10 protein-coding genes are annotated in these 15,493 nt (G+C 44.2%); 6 read left to right on the top strand and 4 right to left on the bottom strand.

The genetic code is table 11. The features are described from left to right. The first annotated feature begins 50 nt into the window (after positions 1 to 50). The 3 genes from rfbA (at position 51) to ONT18_RS01275 (ending at position 4,047) form a co-directional block, all read left to right on the top strand. Positions 51 to 926 carry a glucose-1-phosphate thymidylyltransferase RfbA gene (gene rfbA, locus ONT18_RS01285; RefSeq protein WP_022120989.1) on the top strand — a complete coding sequence of 292 codons (876 nt, stop codon included), beginning with the start codon at positions 51 to 53 and terminating at the stop codon, positions 924 to 926. Between the two features lie 64 nt (positions 927 to 990). Continuing rightward, entirely contained in the window at positions 991 to 3,534 is a 2,544-nt protein-coding gene (locus tag ONT18_RS01280) for a GumC family protein (protein WP_118079005.1), read from the top strand. An 84-nt stretch (positions 3,535 to 3,618) separates the two neighbouring features. Beyond that, complete coding sequence (locus ONT18_RS01275; protein ID WP_006846429.1) at positions 3,619 to 4,047, top strand: BT0820 family HAD-type phosphatase; 429 nt, start codon at positions 3,619 to 3,621, stop codon at positions 4,045 to 4,047. A gap of 146 nt (positions 4,048 to 4,193) precedes the next feature. Here the strand turns inward: ONT18_RS01275 and ONT18_RS01270 are convergent, their stop codons facing one another. From ONT18_RS01270 to ONT18_RS01255, 4 genes are all read right to left on the bottom strand, one after another. After that, on the bottom strand, positions 4,194 to 6,344 hold the full coding sequence (locus ONT18_RS01270) for a peptidylprolyl isomerase (protein ID WP_264903676.1): 2,151 nt from the start codon (positions 6,342 to 6,344) through the stop codon (positions 4,194 to 4,196). Between the two features lie 176 nt (positions 6,345 to 6,520). Next, positions 6,521 to 7,792: a hemolysin family protein gene (locus ONT18_RS01265; protein ID WP_117727113.1), complete on the bottom strand. Its 1,272-nt coding sequence runs from the start codon at positions 7,790 to 7,792 to the stop codon at positions 6,521 to 6,523. A 19-nt stretch (positions 7,793 to 7,811) separates the two neighbouring features. Further along, complete coding sequence (gene lptC / locus ONT18_RS01260) at positions 7,812 to 8,477, bottom strand: LPS export ABC transporter periplasmic protein LptC (protein ID WP_022120994.1); 666 nt, start codon at positions 8,475 to 8,477, stop codon at positions 7,812 to 7,814. A gap of 43 nt (positions 8,478 to 8,520) precedes the next feature. Beyond that, positions 8,521 to 9,828 carry a hypothetical protein gene (locus ONT18_RS01255; protein ID WP_264903673.1) on the bottom strand — a complete coding sequence of 436 codons (1,308 nt, stop codon included), beginning with the start codon at positions 9,826 to 9,828 and terminating at the stop codon, positions 8,521 to 8,523. A 165-nt stretch (positions 9,829 to 9,993) separates the two neighbouring features. Here ONT18_RS01255 and ONT18_RS01250 point away from each other — a divergent pair, with 165 nt between their 5' ends. The 3 genes from ONT18_RS01250 (at position 9,994) to secA (ending at position 15,260) form a co-directional block, all read left to right on the top strand. Continuing rightward, positions 9,994 to 11,271, top strand: a complete 1,278-nt coding sequence (locus ONT18_RS01250; RefSeq protein WP_264903671.1) for an Lnb N-terminal periplasmic domain-containing protein — start codon at positions 9,994 to 9,996, stop codon at positions 11,269 to 11,271. Between the two features lie 67 nt (positions 11,272 to 11,338). Beyond that, positions 11,339 to 11,698 carry a hypothetical protein gene (locus ONT18_RS01245; RefSeq protein ID WP_228112481.1) on the top strand — a complete coding sequence of 120 codons (360 nt, stop codon included), beginning with the start codon at positions 11,339 to 11,341 and terminating at the stop codon, positions 11,696 to 11,698. A 223-nt stretch (positions 11,699 to 11,921) separates the two neighbouring features. Beyond that, positions 11,922 to 15,260, top strand: a complete 3,339-nt coding sequence (secA, locus tag ONT18_RS01240; protein ID WP_022120998.1) for a preprotein translocase subunit SecA — start codon at positions 11,922 to 11,924, stop codon at positions 15,258 to 15,260. Positions 15,261 to 15,493: the final 233 nt, after the last annotated feature.

Genomic DNA, 15,493 nt, shown 5'->3' with positions numbered 1-15,493 from the left:
GTTTTTAAGATAAGACTATTCAACTTTATTATATTAGAAATAGAGAAGATATGAAAGGAATCGTATTAGCGGGAGGTTCGGGTACAAGACTTTACCCTATTACCAAAGGTATCAGTAAGCAATTGATACCCATTTTTGATAAGCCAATGATATACTACCCTGTTTCCGTGCTAATGTTGGCAGGAATCAAGGAGATTTTGATTATATCTACCCCATTCGACTTGCCTGGTTTCAAACGTCTGTTAGGCGACGGCAGCGAATTGGGTGTACACTTCGAATATGCAGAACAGCCATCACCCGATGGTCTGGCTCAAGCCTTCATCATTGGTGAGAAGTTTATCGGTAATGATACAGTCTGTCTGGTTTTGGGTGACAACATTTTCTATGGAGCCGGTTTTACGGGTTTACTCAAGGAAAGCGTAAAAGCTGCAGAAGAAGGACTGGCAAGCGTATTTGGCTATTATGTCAACGATCCGGAAAGATATGGTGTGGCAGAGTTTGATGAAAACGGCAACTGCCTGAGCATAGAAGAAAAACCGGAAATGCCTAAGAGCAACTATGCGGTTGTAGGACTCTATTTCTATCCAAACAGCGTGGTGCAGGTGGCTAAGAACATCAAGCCTAGCGCAAGAGGTGAGTTGGAAATAACAACAGTAAACCAGCACTATCTGACAGAAAAGACTCTGAAAGTAAGAACCTTACAGCGCGGTTTCGCCTGGCTAGACACCGGTACCCACGATAGCCTTTCGGAAGCCAGTACCTTTATAGAAGTCATCGAAAAGAGACAGGGGCTGAAAGTGGCATGTCTGGAAGAAATCGCATTCAAACAAGGATGGATTGACAAAGAACAGTTGCTGAAACTTGCCCAACCGATGCTCAAAAACGGTTATGGACAGTATCTGAAAGAACTAGCGGCAAGCAGATAGCACAGATTCTATCATTTATCTTATACGAATATAAAAAGGTGTAAACACAATAGAATATAAAATAATGGAAGAAACAAAGAACTTTGATTTGGGACGTGATCAAGAGCAGGAAGAGAAGTCATCTATTGACTTCCAGCTGATTTATTCTACTCTTATCCTCAACTGGAAATGGTTCGTTTTATCACTCATTGTATGTTTGGGATTGGGATATCTCTACATACGCCATGCAAGACCGCAATACCAGGCAACCGCTAAGGTACTGATAAAGGATGACGACCAGAGAAAGAACAGAGGAATGGGTAACAGCATGATTCAGAATGCTGCAAACCTCGGTTTTATTTCAAACTCAAACGGTATAGACAATGAGATTGAAATTCTTTCGGCTCAAGACTTGGCTAACCAGGCTGTAGTAGACATGAAATGCTACGTGAACTATTACCATAAAGGAACCTTCAGGGATCAGTTAGTCTATAAAGAGCAGGAAGTCAGCGTTGACTTAGACCTGGCTCATCTCAAGAAGCTGAATGCTCCTATCAAGCTTCTTATAGAGAAAACTGGCAGCCAGTATCAGGTAACAGGTTCATACTACATACCTGTAGATGCCTTTTCCTATCAGAAGGATCCTGTAAAGATTGAAAAGACTTTAGCTGGTCTGCCAGCAAGCATCAATACACGTGTAGGAACCCTCTACTTCACTCAGAACGGCAAATACGCATTGAAAGACGGTGAGAGCCTGAAGGTGATTATCGTGTCACCAGAAATGGCGGCTAAGGGCTATACAAAAGCACTGACTGTCAGCCAGACTTCAAAGACTACAACCATAGCCGAACTGGTGATGAAAGATGAAGATCCTCAGCGCAGCATCGACTATCTGAGAACTCTGGTAAATGTTTATAACCGCCAGGCCAACGAGGACAAGAATGAAATTTCTTTCCGCACAGAACAGTTCATCAACCAGCGTCTGGAGAAGATCAACAACGAACTGGGCAATACAGAAGGCCAGCTCGAAAGCTACAAGAAGCGTAACAATGTTGTAGAGATGAAGCTCAACGCAACAGCTGCCATCGCTAACTCAGACACATACGCCCAGAAACTCCAGGAGGCTAACACACAGGTTGAACTTCTGAATGAGCTTGGCAAATACATGAACGAACCTGGCAACAGATATCAGCCAATCCCATCCAACGTAGGTTTGACTGATGAAAGTTCAACAGAACTCATCAACCAGTACAACAAAATAGCCCTAGATCGCAACAACGCCTTGCATGCCGCCAGCGAGACTTCTCCTACAATAACTCCTCTGACCGCACAGTTGGATGCACTCACAACATCTATCAAACGTGCCATGAGACAAGCTAAGCTAGGTATGGAAATCCAGCGTAACAGCATAGCCAAACAAGCTGCCATGTATGCCAGCCAAATAGGTAACTCGCCAGAGCAAGAGCGAGTTCTTACACAGATTGGTCGCCAGCAGGAAGTAAAATCTGGTCTTTACCTGATGCTTCTTCAGAAACGTGAGGAAAACTCCATTTCGCTAGCAGCAACGGCAGACAAGGGTAAGGTTATCGATGCTCCATCATTGGAAGGAAAGGTTAGTCCTAAGAATCCTATCATTATGCTGATAGCACTGGTACTGGGTATTGCAATCCCTGCCGGCATCCTCTTCCTGAGAGAATTCTTCAAGTACAAGATTGAAGGACATGAAGACGTGATGAAACTTACCCAGATACCTGTCATTGCCGACATTCCTGTGGCAAGCGATGCTGCCAAGAAGGAAGGAAAGGCTGACATTGTGGTTCACCAGAATGTAAACAATCTGATGGAGGAGATTTTCCGTGGCCTGCGTACCAATATTCAGTTTATGCTGAAAGAAGGTGAGAAGGTGATGATGTTTACCTCTTCTACATCAGGTGAAGGTAAAACATTCGTGGCATCCAATATCGGTATCTCGCTCGCCTTGCTTGGCAAGAAGGTTATCATGGTAGGTCTGGATATCCGCAAGCCACGTCTGGCAGAGCTCTTCGAGATTGACAACCACCATAATGGTATCACCAATCTGATTATACACGACCATAATACATGGGATGACATTCAGAAACAGATTCTCTCTTCGGGTGTCAACAGTAAACTCGACCTCCTTATGGCTGGTCCTGTTCCTCCTAACCCAGGAGAGTTAGTAACCAGAGCAAGCCTTGACGACATTATCAGTCAGTTGAAGGAACATTACGACTATGTTATCCTCGATACGGCTCCTGTAGGTCTTGTAAACGACAGTTTGCAGCTTGGACGTCTGGCTAATCTCTGTGTATACGTCTGCCGCGCAGATTATACTCCAAAGGCTAGTTTCGGCATGATCAATGGTTTGAAAGCCGAGAACAAATTGCCTAACATGTGCTTAGTACTCAATGGCGTCGACCTCTCTAAGAAGAAGCACAGCTTCTATTATGGTGTTGGTAAGTACGGCAAATATGGTAAATATGGCAACTATGGTTCTTATGGATCATATGGCAAATATGGCAAATATGGAACTTACGGCCAGTATGGCAGCTATGGTAACTATAGCAACAGCCACTATGGCAATGCCAACGACAACAGTATCAAGAAGTAATCAAAAACATACATTCAACAAAAATAAGAGTCTTTCTATCCAGATAGGAAGACTCTTTTAGATTAATAAAAACATTAAGACTATATGGCAACAATTGCAGTAGATTTCGATGGTACAATCGTAACCCACGAGTACCCGAAGATTGGTACAGAGCTACCTTTCGCCACAGAAACATTAAAGATGTTGATTAGAGACCACCACAAGCTTATTCTATGGAGCGTACGCGAAGGAAAGCTCCTGGACGAGGCAGTAGAATGGTGTAGAGAAAGAGGAGTTGAATTCTGGGCTGTAAATAAGGATTATCCTGAAGAGAGTCTGGAGAACAATAACCACTTCTCACGCAAGCTCAAAGCCGACTGGTTTATCGATGACCGAGGTATTGGCGGTTTGCCAGACTGGGGTGAGATTTATCAGATTATCACCAACCATACAAGCTATCGCAGAGTACTGAAGCAGAAGTTCGGCGAGCAGCAGGAAGCCCCTAAGAAGAAGCATTGGTGGAGCCGCGGATAAAGTGTTTCTCCAAAAGGATATCCTAGTAAATACGATAAAAGATATCCTGATAGATAAAATAAAAGATATCCCAATAAATAAAAAAGGTGTATTGCTCATTGGCAATACACCTTTTTTATTTATTGGAATGAATTTACTAGTCTGAATTAGAAGAACAAGTAGCGGTTATCAACTACATGAGCGTTCAGATAAAGCTCATTCATGAAGTTACCTGCATACTGCATAGCCTTCTGGCGGCACTTCTGCTCGTATGTCTTGTCATCGAACTTAACAGGACGGTTAGTCTTGTTTACAACCTGGAAGAGATAAACACCAGCGTTACCCTTCACAGCATGAGCAGAGAAAGCACCCTTCTTAGTACCTGCAACAGCACCAGAGAGAGCTGGCTCGCTAGCGCCAGTAGCTGCGATGAATACAGGAGCAGCGAAAGTAATCTGGTTTACAGAAGAAACCTTACCACCCTTAGCCTTAGCAGCTGCGATGTTCTTAACACCGTTCAACTTAGCCTCTATCATCTCAGCCTTCTTATCCTTGAGCACCTCTGCCTTAACAGTCTCCTTGACAACTGCATCATTCAAATCACGATAACCGATATGATGAATCTTATCAAGAACCACAACCAACAGGTGGTTGTTGTCACCACACTCATAGAGAGGTGAAATCTCACCCTCCTTGCTATCGAAGATCCACTTCAAAGCCTCGCGTGTAGAATGGATGTTTGCTACATAATGAACAGAAGTTGTAATATCCTTCAAGTCCTGAACCTTGTAACCTTCCTTAGCTGCATTCTTCAAGAGATCCTCTGACTTAGGATTAGCACTTACGAAACTAGAGAACTTGTTGTAAGCTGTACGGTAAGTACCCTGAGAGAAGTCGATAGGCTTCTTAATGACGGCAGCGGTATACTTGCTAACCATTGCCTTGCGGTCAAGAACCTGAAGAACTACATATCCCTGACCCAACTGAAGCTGGTTCAAAGAGTTAACTGCTGCAGTATTCAATGTATTGATGAATGTCTTGTTGTCCTTATCCATAGACTGGGCATACTCATACTGCTTGGTAGTCATCCATGCCTTGTCACCTGTCTGACCATACTTCTTAGCGATAGCCTCGAAATCAGCACCACCGGCAATAGCGCCCTGAATAGAATCTGCCTTAGTCTTAGCCTCAGCTACTGAGTTAGCAGCAACCTGGATAACACGGTACTGTACTGAATCAGGCAATTCCTGCTTAGCTACCAACTTAACGATGTTCAATGTATTGTCACCAGCATTAGCCTTAACAGCAGAAGTAGAACCTACAGCCATAGAATCAAGCTGAGCAGCGATATCACGTGGGAAAGCATCCTTTGAAACAGGAATACCAAGATATGCTACAGTAGAAGCTGACTTACGTACAACCTCTGTAGGATCTGCAGCAGCAGCCAACTGTGAGTGATAACCTGCAAATTCCTTGTTAAGAGCAGCACGGTCTGCATTTGAAGCCTGAACCTCGATATCAACGAACTTGATGTCGCGGCTCTCAACAGGCTGTTTGAAGCGTGCCTTGATCTCATCATACTTAGCCTTCAGATCGCTTTCAGAAATCTTTACCTTATCATCCTGGATGTCAGAGTAAGGGAAAGCAGCCAACTGAATCTGGCTCTCTTCATTCTCCTCCTTGAAAGCCATCTTTGCCTCTACAGGGTTTGACAGGAAGCAACCGGCGAGAAGAGCCTGATACTTCTGAGCCAAAGTCTGCTGGCGGAGAGTCTTCTCGATGAATGACCAGTAGTTGTAAATCTTGGTATACTGATCCATCATCTGTGCGTTAGCAGATGGGTTAGCCTTCTGTGCCTTGTAGTCTGCCAAGAACTTCTGGAGAGAAGATGCGTCGAAACGGCCAGTCTGCTGATTAACGAAAGGAGTCTGCTGAAGCATAGGGTTAGTACCTGTCTTCAAGATGTCCTGAAGCTCTTCGTCGGTCACAGTGAGACCCAACTTGCTAGCTTCCTTAGCGATAATCTGGTTCTGGATGTATGTATTCCATACCATATCCTTCACCTGATTCATCTGGTCTTCAGGAAGATTTTCCTGACCCTGTTGCATTTTAATAACTTCTGAATACTCATCAACGAGCTTCTGGAAATCCTGCACGCTGATTTTTTCGCCCAAAACTTCACCAATCTGCTGGCGCTCATTATTCTTTGCTGAATCGCAAGAGCGGAAAGCTTCCTCGGCAATAAAGGCGAAAAGGCCGAAACTGATGATACAAACCAGTATCACGCCTCTTTTTCTAATTGTTCCTAATGCTGCCATTACGTTTTAATTATTATTATTATTTTTATTTTTTCCTAAGTTTAGATTGAACCACTTTTGATGCTAGTAGCCAATTGTCTGCAAAAATACAAAAATAATACGAGAAAAGGGAATTTTTTGCTATCTTTTTTGACTATTACCTCAAAAAAAGCAAAAAATTCCCTTTTCCCGCTCAGCTATTTGATGATGTGGAGTTTAACAAGCTCTATTTTACGCGATGTTGACTTGATAATCTTGAACTCAAAGTTATCAAACTTGATCACCTCGTTGAGTTTAGGAAAACTCTGATATTCATGCAATATCAAACCGCCTACAGTCATATATTCATCACTTTCCGGCAGTTCAAGACCAAACATATCGTTCACCTTGTCAATCTCCAGTCGCGCAGAAAGGAGATAATCACCATCATCGGTTTTCTTAGCTACATATTTGGCTGAATCGTGCTCATCTTCAATATCTCCGAAGATTTCCTCAACGATATCTTCCAGACTCACCAAACCACTAGTACCTCCAAACTCATCTACAACGATACCCAAGGACTTTTTCTGCTGCAAAAAAGTCTGCATCAGTTTCTGTGCCTGCATCGTTTCAGGCACAAAAGGAAGTGTACGGATATGATCCTGCCAACGTGAAGGATGATGGAACAGTTCGGAACTGTGAATATATCCCGCAATATGGTCTATATCCTCTTCATATACAATGATTTTCGAATTACCGCTCTCTATGAATTTCTGCTGCAGTTCTTCGAGAGAAGTATCCATTTCAACAGCCTGAATCTCAGTACGGGGCACCATACAGTCGCGTACTTTAGTATCGGAGAAATCAAGGGCATTCTGGAATATCTTCACCTCATCATTAATTTCATCTTCATTGGTAGCATTATCGATACTTGACTGCACAAGATAATCAAGATCTACCTTAGAAAAGCCTTCATCTGTCCCCTCTGCATCCATCTTCATACCCACCAGACGCAGCAGGCACTTACTCAAGAAAGTACTGAACTTGCTGATAGGCCACAATACCACATAGCACAGATAAGCTATCGGACTGAAGATAGAAAGCAAGCGGTTCGGATTAGACTTGAAAAGCGTCTTTGGCAGAAACTCACCTGTAAAGAGTACTATCAGCGTAGACAGAATGGTATCTGCAGGCACAGTAAAGGCTGCATCAAAACCTGCGAAAATCGTATTGTCAAAAAGACGGGCTATCAGGATACCATAAACTACAAGGGCTATATTGTTGCCCACGAGCATGGTACTGACAAAGCCATTCGGATGATTATAAAACAAAGATAACAGTCGTTGCGTAAGGCCGTTTTTCTCCTTATCCATCTCCGCCAACATACGGTTGGAAGAGACGAAGGCAATCTCCATTCCGCTGAAGAATGCTGAGAAGACCATCGTAATGAGAATGCCTACGACTAAACTCATATCCACCTGTTCATTCATTATATCTTTTTCTTTTTAATTAGTGCATGATAGGAATCGTAGTGGCTCTGACTGGTGTAGCCGGCTGACGGAAGTTATTCTTGACAGAATCAGGCTGGCTGCTCAAAGTATCGGCAGCACCACCACCTCCTGTCAGGTCTCCCTTTTCAAAGCTACCCTTCGAATTGCTCACATAATAGCGCGTCATCTTTTCATCACTCCAGAAATGAGAACCCTGTAGCGTTCTTTCAGGAGTAACAAGTTTACTGAATACGTTACTTGACAATTCGTGCTTATTCTGATCCCAGGTAAGTTGCTCACTATTGAAGCGCAAACCATCTTTGGTCAGGATGCTCACCCTACCATAAAGTTTCCATATCTTCTGCTGATCATAATAATAAGCTGTATCACACTGGATATAACTATTAATATGGAATTTCTCATCAAACTGCTCCAGCAAAAGTCCCTTATCAAAGATCCACAAAGATGGATTCTTGCTGGTATTCACCTCCCACCGTTCTGTTACGATGCGATATTTCATAACTCCCGAGTCGCTTACCAATGTATTTACACCATACGACGTCATCATCGCCACCGAGTCTTGCGGACGGATGGCGGGCGCAGTATGTTCTACCTGATTCTGGCAACCTGCCAAAATCAGGAACATTAGGATACCGACAACATAAGAGCCTTTTATTCTATACATTATTATATATAGATTCTATACATTATTATATATAAGCGGAAGATTAATCCATCTTCCACTTCTTAAACCAATCCTCGTTGAATGTGAATCCGATATTGATACGGAAAGAATTTTCCTTTATCAGATCCTTAGCCGAACTCTTCACCCACTGACCGCTGATATTCAGCATAGAGCGGTTGTTGTAAGAGTTCATGATAGGAATACCGAAACCGGCACTTACAGAGATTTCCTTCGGACCATCAACACCATTCATTTTATAATAAGGTGTGGCGTAGCTGGCACCTACACGATACTGAACACGCTTGAAGAAAGCACGGCTGCGCTCTCCATAGCAATACTGGGCACCGAGATTGAACTTGCTTCTATCCTTGTAGATACCATTTTTCAAGGCGTAGTTGGTTCCATCGAAACTAGGATACCCCAAGCTACCCCACTTCTGCAGACTGTAATCAAAGCCAACCTTCCACTGGTTGTTATGATTCCACATCACACCCGCACCAATCATGGTAGGCAACTTGTAAGCCTTGCCGATAGAGTAAGCGGTGGTATCGGTAACACCGTTCTGGGTATCATTAGAAATGATTTTCATATCAGCAGAAGCCCCCAGACCATGTCCTGGTGAGAAGGTGATACCTATGGTAGCCCAATCTTTCTTTGATAACTGATGGGTATACTGTACACCGAAATCAACCTTATAGCTGTTCACCTGCATAGAATAGTAGCGGGTGAGGGTCTTGTAATAAGAATTACTGTAGCTGTTTGATACACTTCTGTCTATACTACCCCAGAGATATGAGAAGTTGGCACCTACGGCCAAGCCCTTGACCGGTTCCCAACCAGCGCCGATGTATGCCTGATGCAAACCGCCTTCGCCGGAATAGGTATTGGCATAATCAAAATCCATATCACTAGGTATATCCTTTGGCTTAGATTGATAATAATTATAGCCAACATTGGTAAAAGGAATGATACCGAAGCTCATACCTACATGTGGCAGCAAGCGGAAACCTGCAACAACATACTCAAAGTTTGAGTTATTGGCATTTTTCTTCTTTACACCAGTCTTTTTTGTCACATCATTCTCTTCAAAATTTGTCACCTGACCAGAGATGCCGGCATCAAGGATGAAAGTCATAGAATCGAGCGAAGCATAAGATGCAGGGTTGAGATAGTTCACCTGATTATGCTCATGAAAGCCGAGACCGACTCCATTCATACCGCGATTAAAACCAGAAGTCTGGTCCGACAAGATGCCAAGACCATACTGGCTGTATGGCGAATTAGTACCACTTTGGGCATTAACCATAAGGGCTGAACCCAACAATAGGGTTGCTAAAAAAAGCTTTCTCATTCTTTAATAATCATTCAAAATTATATTCAGAGTGCAAAAGTATTAAAAAAAATCTAGAAAAAAGAAGGATAATTGAAAATAATAAGGTATTTTTGCATCGTGAAACGTTTTAAGCATATTTTTAGTGCCATTTTAGCAGTAATTTTAATCAATTTAACTACTGAAGTGGCTGCACAGGATTTTTCAAGAGACAAAGACTCTGATATTTCTGTGCAGAACAGTCGTGTCAATGAAGAAGCTACTGCGTGGCTCGATTCTGTTGACATTTCTCTCCTGACTTGCGGACCAGGTCAGGAGGTGTGGTCGTATTATGGACATACCGCTCTACGCATCCAGAACAAAGCTATGGGAACGGATGTTGCCGTCAACTGGGGTATGTTCAGTTTTAACCAAAGTTGCTTCGTACTCCGTTTTGTTTTCGGACTCACCGATTATCAGATTGGCATCTACCCGATGAGCGACTTCATTGCCGAATATGCACATGAAGGCAGATGGGTAAGACAGCAGCGCCTCCGTCTCTCCCGTACAGAGAAACTGGGAATTCTGAGAAGCATCGACAAGAATGCACAGCCGGAGAACCGCGTATACCGCTACAATTTCTTCTATGATAATTGTACGACCCGGGCACGCGAGATGATTCTCTCCAACATTGGAAACCAGAGTACCAACTTTAAAGATATCCCTACCCCTTCTACCTACAGGGAAGAGATTCACAAGCTCAACGGACAGCACCGCTGGGCAAGATTCGGCAATGACCTCCTTTTGGGTTGTCAGGCAGACCGCCCTATCACACAAAGAGAATGGGAATTCTTGCCAGACAATCTGAGCAAAGACTTTGCCACAGAAGGAAGAACCGACTTTATTGATGTATCTCAGACTACAGACGGCAAAACCAATGCAACAAGTGCCAGCGGCTATATCACTCTGGTAGATGAAACATCCGATATTATCCCAGCCCAGGCACAAATAACAGACGATGCTCCTGTTACACCACAAATGATAGCCATAGCTCTGGCAATCATCATCATAGGAACAACGGTAAGAGAATGTGTAAAAAAGAAAAACTACTGGTGGTTTGATGCCATCCTGCTTGTCCTGACAGGATTACCGGGACTGATTCTCTTTACCATGATCTTCTCGCAGCATCCTACTGTACAGATAAATTTCCAGATTCTGATACTGAATCCGCTCAACCTCATCTTTGCCTGGAAGACTGTCAAGAGGATGAAAGCAGGTCGTCAGTATTGGTATTTCGAACTTCTGGGATGGCTTCTGCTCATAGCCCTGTTCATGCAGATATGGCAGAACTATGCTGAGGGTATGAGTATTTTGGCACTTTCTTTGCTAGCGAGATACTGCGTCAAGTCGACCATGATGGATTTAAGTCCAAACAATTACGGTCTACAGAAGCATATCGTAAAGAAATTCAGAAAGAATAAATAGACATTAAAATATACGTAAGGAAACGATTGGCACAACATCGTTTCCGAACAGAAGAAGATAAACAACAATGATGGTAAACAGATATATCACAGCCCTTTTGGTTGTCCTGGCGGCAACCGGCATGGAGGCGCAGACTTATCAGCAGGCGCTGAAGTTTGCGCTTACGGATATATCCTACGATGAATTCATCCAGCAACCGGAGGCGAAGGCATTGGAGGAGGACATTCTCTGCGTGCTCAAAGCCATCAAAGCGGCATCAGAAGATGAGAGCATCGCTACGCATCATCCTATCCTGTCGGCAACACTTGCCGCCAATTCTTCTGACATTCTGACAGACATTCATTCACATATTTATTATGATTCCCCTACGGAGCATAGATACAAAGTTCCGTATGGGAGTATTGTTATTCGAGGTCCAGACTGCTGATTTTATGCTTTCTGTAAGCAAAACTCAGAAGATTTGCCATAAAAACAGGTAATAATTGGCAATTCCTTGCAGATTTACAGATATTTTTAGTAAATTTGCAAGCTAGTAATAAACAACAGGAAAAAGCAGAAGAGGAAAAAAGGACTGACAGAGCAGCATTTGTCTTAACTCCTTAACTTCTTTAACTCCTATATTTCGAATAATAATAAAAAATAAATATACAATGAACTTTAACAAAATTCTCCAGTCATTGTTTGGCAACAAGTCAACTCGCGATATGAAGTTGATCCAGCCAATCGTAGAAAAGATCAAGGCAGAGTATCCTAAGATGCAGGCCTTAAGCAATGACGAACTTCGTGCAAAAACAAAAGAACTTCAGAAGTACGTACAGGAGTACGCCAAGGAAGAGAAGGCTAAGATTGCTGAACTCAAGGCTAAAATTGAAGACACTCCTATCGATGAGCGTGAAGGTATCTTCAACCAGATCGACAAGTTAGAGCAGGAAGCACTCGACAAGTATGAGGAAGCCCTCAACGAGGTTTTGCCTCAGGTTTTCGCTATCGTTAAGGATACTGCTCGCCGTTTCGCTGAGAACGAGGAAACAATAGTTACTGCTACCGACTTCGACCGCGAGCTGGCTTCTAATCCAGCTAACGACTTCGTTACCATCGATGGCGACAAGGCTATCTATCACAACCACTGGACAGCCGGCGGTAATGATATGAAGTGGGAAATGATTCACTACGATGTACAGCTCTTCGGTGGTGTTGTTCTCCATCAGGGTAAGATTGCCGAGATGGCTACCGGTGAGGGTAAGACCCTTGTAGGTACAACACCTATCTTCCTGAATGCCCTCACAGGCAATGGTGTTCACGTCGTTACCGTGAACGATTACTTGGCTAAGCGTGACTCTGAGTGGATGGGACCTCTCTATATGTTCCACGGTCTCTCTGTAGATTGTATCGACAAGCACCGTCCTAATTCCGACGAGCGCCGCAAGGCATACCTGGCAGATATCACCTTCGGTACCAACAACGAGTTCGGTTTCGATTATCTTCGTGATAACATGGCTACCAACCCAGCCGATCTGGTACAGCGCCAGCACAACTACGCCATCGTCGATGAGGTCGACTCAGTGTTGATTGATGATGCCCGTACCCCATTGATCATCTCTGGTCCTATTCCAAAGGGCGACGACCAGATGTTTGAGCAGTATCAGCCATTGGTTGAGAAACTTTATGAGGTACAGCGCAAGCAGGCTACAGAATTGCTCGCCGAGGCTAAGCAGAAGATTAACGAAGGTACAAAAGCTAAGAATCAGGAACTCCTTGATGAAGGCTTCCTCGCACTCTTCCGTTCTTACAAGGCATTGCCTAAGAACAAACCATTGATCAAGTATCTTTCTGAGGAAGGTATCAAGGCTGGTCTGCTGAAGACCGAGGAATACTACATGGCAAACAACAACCGTGAGATGCCTAAGGCTACTGAGCCATTGTACTTCGTAGTAGACGAGAAAATGAATTCTGCCGACCTTACCGATAAGGGAACCGACTGGTTGGCTAAGCAGGTAAACGACAAGGAACTCTTCGTATTGCCTGATATCACAACAGAAATGAGTGAACTCGAGGCACGTACAGACCTTACCGACCAGGAGCGTCTTGACAAGAAAGACGAGATGCTGGCTCACTATGGTGTACAGAGCGAACGTGTTCACACCTTGCAGCAGCTCCTGAAGGGTTACACCATGTTCAATAAGGACGACGAATATGTTGTCATGGACGGACAGGTAAAGATTGTGGATGAGCAGACAGGACGTATCATGGAAGGCCGTCGCTGGAGCGATGGTTTGCACCAGGCTATTGAAGCTAAGGAGCACGTAAAGGTAGAGGCTGCTACACAGACCTTTGCTACCATCACACTTCAGAACTACTTCCGTATGTACCACAAACTCGCAGGTATGACCGGTACTGCAAGTACAGAGTCAGGTGAGTTCTGGGATATCTACAAACTCGATGTTGTTGAGATTCCAACCAACCGCCCTATCCAGCGTAAGGACTTGGATGACCGTGTATACAAGACTGCCCGCGAGAAATATCGTGCAGTTATCGACGAAATCGAGGAAACACGTAATGCTGGCCGCCCAGTCTTGGTAGGTACAACATCTGTCGAGATTTCTGAGTTGTTGAGCAAGATGTTGAAGATGCGCAACATTCCTCATAATGTATTGAACGCTAAGCTGCACCAGCAGGAGGCTCAGATTGTAGCCGAGGCAGGTCGCTCAGTAAACGGTAAGGGTGCCGTAACCATCGCTACCAACATGGCAGGTCGTGGTACCGATATCAAGCTGACTCCAGAGGTAAAGGCTGCAGGTGGTCTTGCCATCATCGGTACAGAACGTCATGAGAGCCGCCGTGTAGACCGTCAGCTCCGTGGTCGTGCTGGTCGTCAGGGTGACCCAGGTTCTTCTGTATTCTATGTATCATTGGAGGATAAGCTGATGCGTCTGTTCGCTTCAGAGCGTATCGCCAAGGTAATGGACCGTCTCGGTTTCGAGGATGGCGAGCGTATCGAGAGCCCAATGATCAGCAAGAGTATCGAGCGTGCTCAGCGCAAGGTTGAGGAAAACAACTTCGGTATCCGTAAACACCTCTTGGAGTATGATGACGTGATGAACCGTCAGCGTACCGTTATCTACGAGAAGCGTCGCCACGCCCTCATGGGTGAGCGTATCGGTATGGATATTGCCAACATCATCTGGGACCGCGTATTGAACATCGTCAACAACAACGACTTCTTCGGTGCCAAGGAAGAGTTCCTGAAAGTTCTCGCTATGGAGATTCCATTCAACGAGGATGAGTATGAGAACGGCAGACGTGAGGATTTGGCAGAGCGTGCTTTCCAGGAGGCTATGGCTACATTCAAGCGTAAGACAGACCGCATCCAGGCTACAGCTATGCCTATCATCAAGCAGGTATACGAAAACCAGGGTGCTATATACGAGCGCATCATGGTGCCTATCACAGACGGCAAGCGCATGTACAATATTCCTTGCAACCTCAAGGAGGCATACGAGAGCGAGGCTAAGAACGTAGTTAAGGAGTTTGAGAAGAGCGTTGTTCTCCAGATTATCGATGACGACTGGAAGGAGAACCTCCGCAAGCTCGACGAACTGAAGCACTCTGTACAGAATGCAAGCTACGAGCAGAAGGATCCTCTCCTCATCTTTAAGTTGGAGAGTGCCAAGGTTTGGGATGCCATGATCAATGACATGTACGACCGTATTGCAAGTATCCTGATGCGTGGTCAGATTCCAGTAATGGAGCAAGAGCAGCCAGTTCAGGAGGCAGCTCCTGAGCAGCACACTCAGCAGAACTATGTAGAAAGCAAGGTAGATTTGGATGCAGAGCGTGAGGCACAGGAGGCAGCTGCTAACCAGGATACCCGAGAGGGCGCACAGGTAAACCGCACTCCTTACCGTGCAGAGCACATGCCACGTCCTAACGACCCATGTCCATGCGGAAGCGGCAAGAAGTTTAAGAACTGCCACGGCAGAAACCTGTAATCACAGAAAATGATGATGCTCTTATATATATAATAAGGTATAAGAACATCCATCATCAGAAATAATGATAAGAATACCTAGATTTGATGATACTCTCATCATTTCTAGGTATTTTTGTTTTAAAACTACATTATTGCTACCAAGTTGCAAAAAATTATTAGTATTTTTGCAGTCGAAAAGAAAAAAGAGCTGACCATGAGGTCATGCCCCAAAGAAAAGAACAAGATTAAAAC

Origin of the sequence: Segatella copri (assembly GCF_026015295.1) — a bacterium.
In the GTDB taxonomy this organism is placed as follows: Bacteria; Bacteroidota; Bacteroidia; order Bacteroidales; family Bacteroidaceae; genus Prevotella; species Prevotella copri_C.
Note: the sequence above shows the minus strand (reverse complement) of the source record. Positions and strands in the feature narration are given on the sequence as shown.

Coding starts and splice junctions, on each gene's coding strand:
- rfbA (WP_022120989.1), top strand. CDS start 51: ATGAAAGGAATCGTATTAGCGGGAGGTTCGGGTACAAGACTTTACCCT.
- ONT18_RS01280 (WP_118079005.1), top strand. CDS start 991: ATGGAAGAAACAAAGAACTTTGATTTGGGACGTGATCAAGAGCAGGAA.
- ONT18_RS01275 (WP_006846429.1), top strand. CDS start 3,619: ATGGCAACAATTGCAGTAGATTTCGATGGTACAATCGTAACCCACGAG.
- ONT18_RS01270 (WP_264903676.1), bottom strand. CDS start 6,344: ATGGCAGCATTAGGAACAATTAGAAAAAGAGGCGTGATACTGGTTTGT.
- ONT18_RS01265 (WP_117727113.1), bottom strand. CDS start 7,792: ATGAATGAACAGGTGGATATGAGTTTAGTCGTAGGCATTCTCATTACG.
- lptC (WP_022120994.1), bottom strand. CDS start 8,477: ATGTATAGAATAAAAGGCTCTTATGTTGTCGGTATCCTAATGTTCCTG.
- ONT18_RS01255 (WP_264903673.1), bottom strand. CDS start 9,828: ATGAGAAAGCTTTTTTTAGCAACCCTATTGTTGGGTTCAGCCCTTATG.
- ONT18_RS01245 (WP_228112481.1), top strand. CDS start 11,339: ATGATGGTAAACAGATATATCACAGCCCTTTTGGTTGTCCTGGCGGCA.
- secA (WP_022120998.1), top strand. CDS start 11,922: ATGAACTTTAACAAAATTCTCCAGTCATTGTTTGGCAACAAGTCAACT.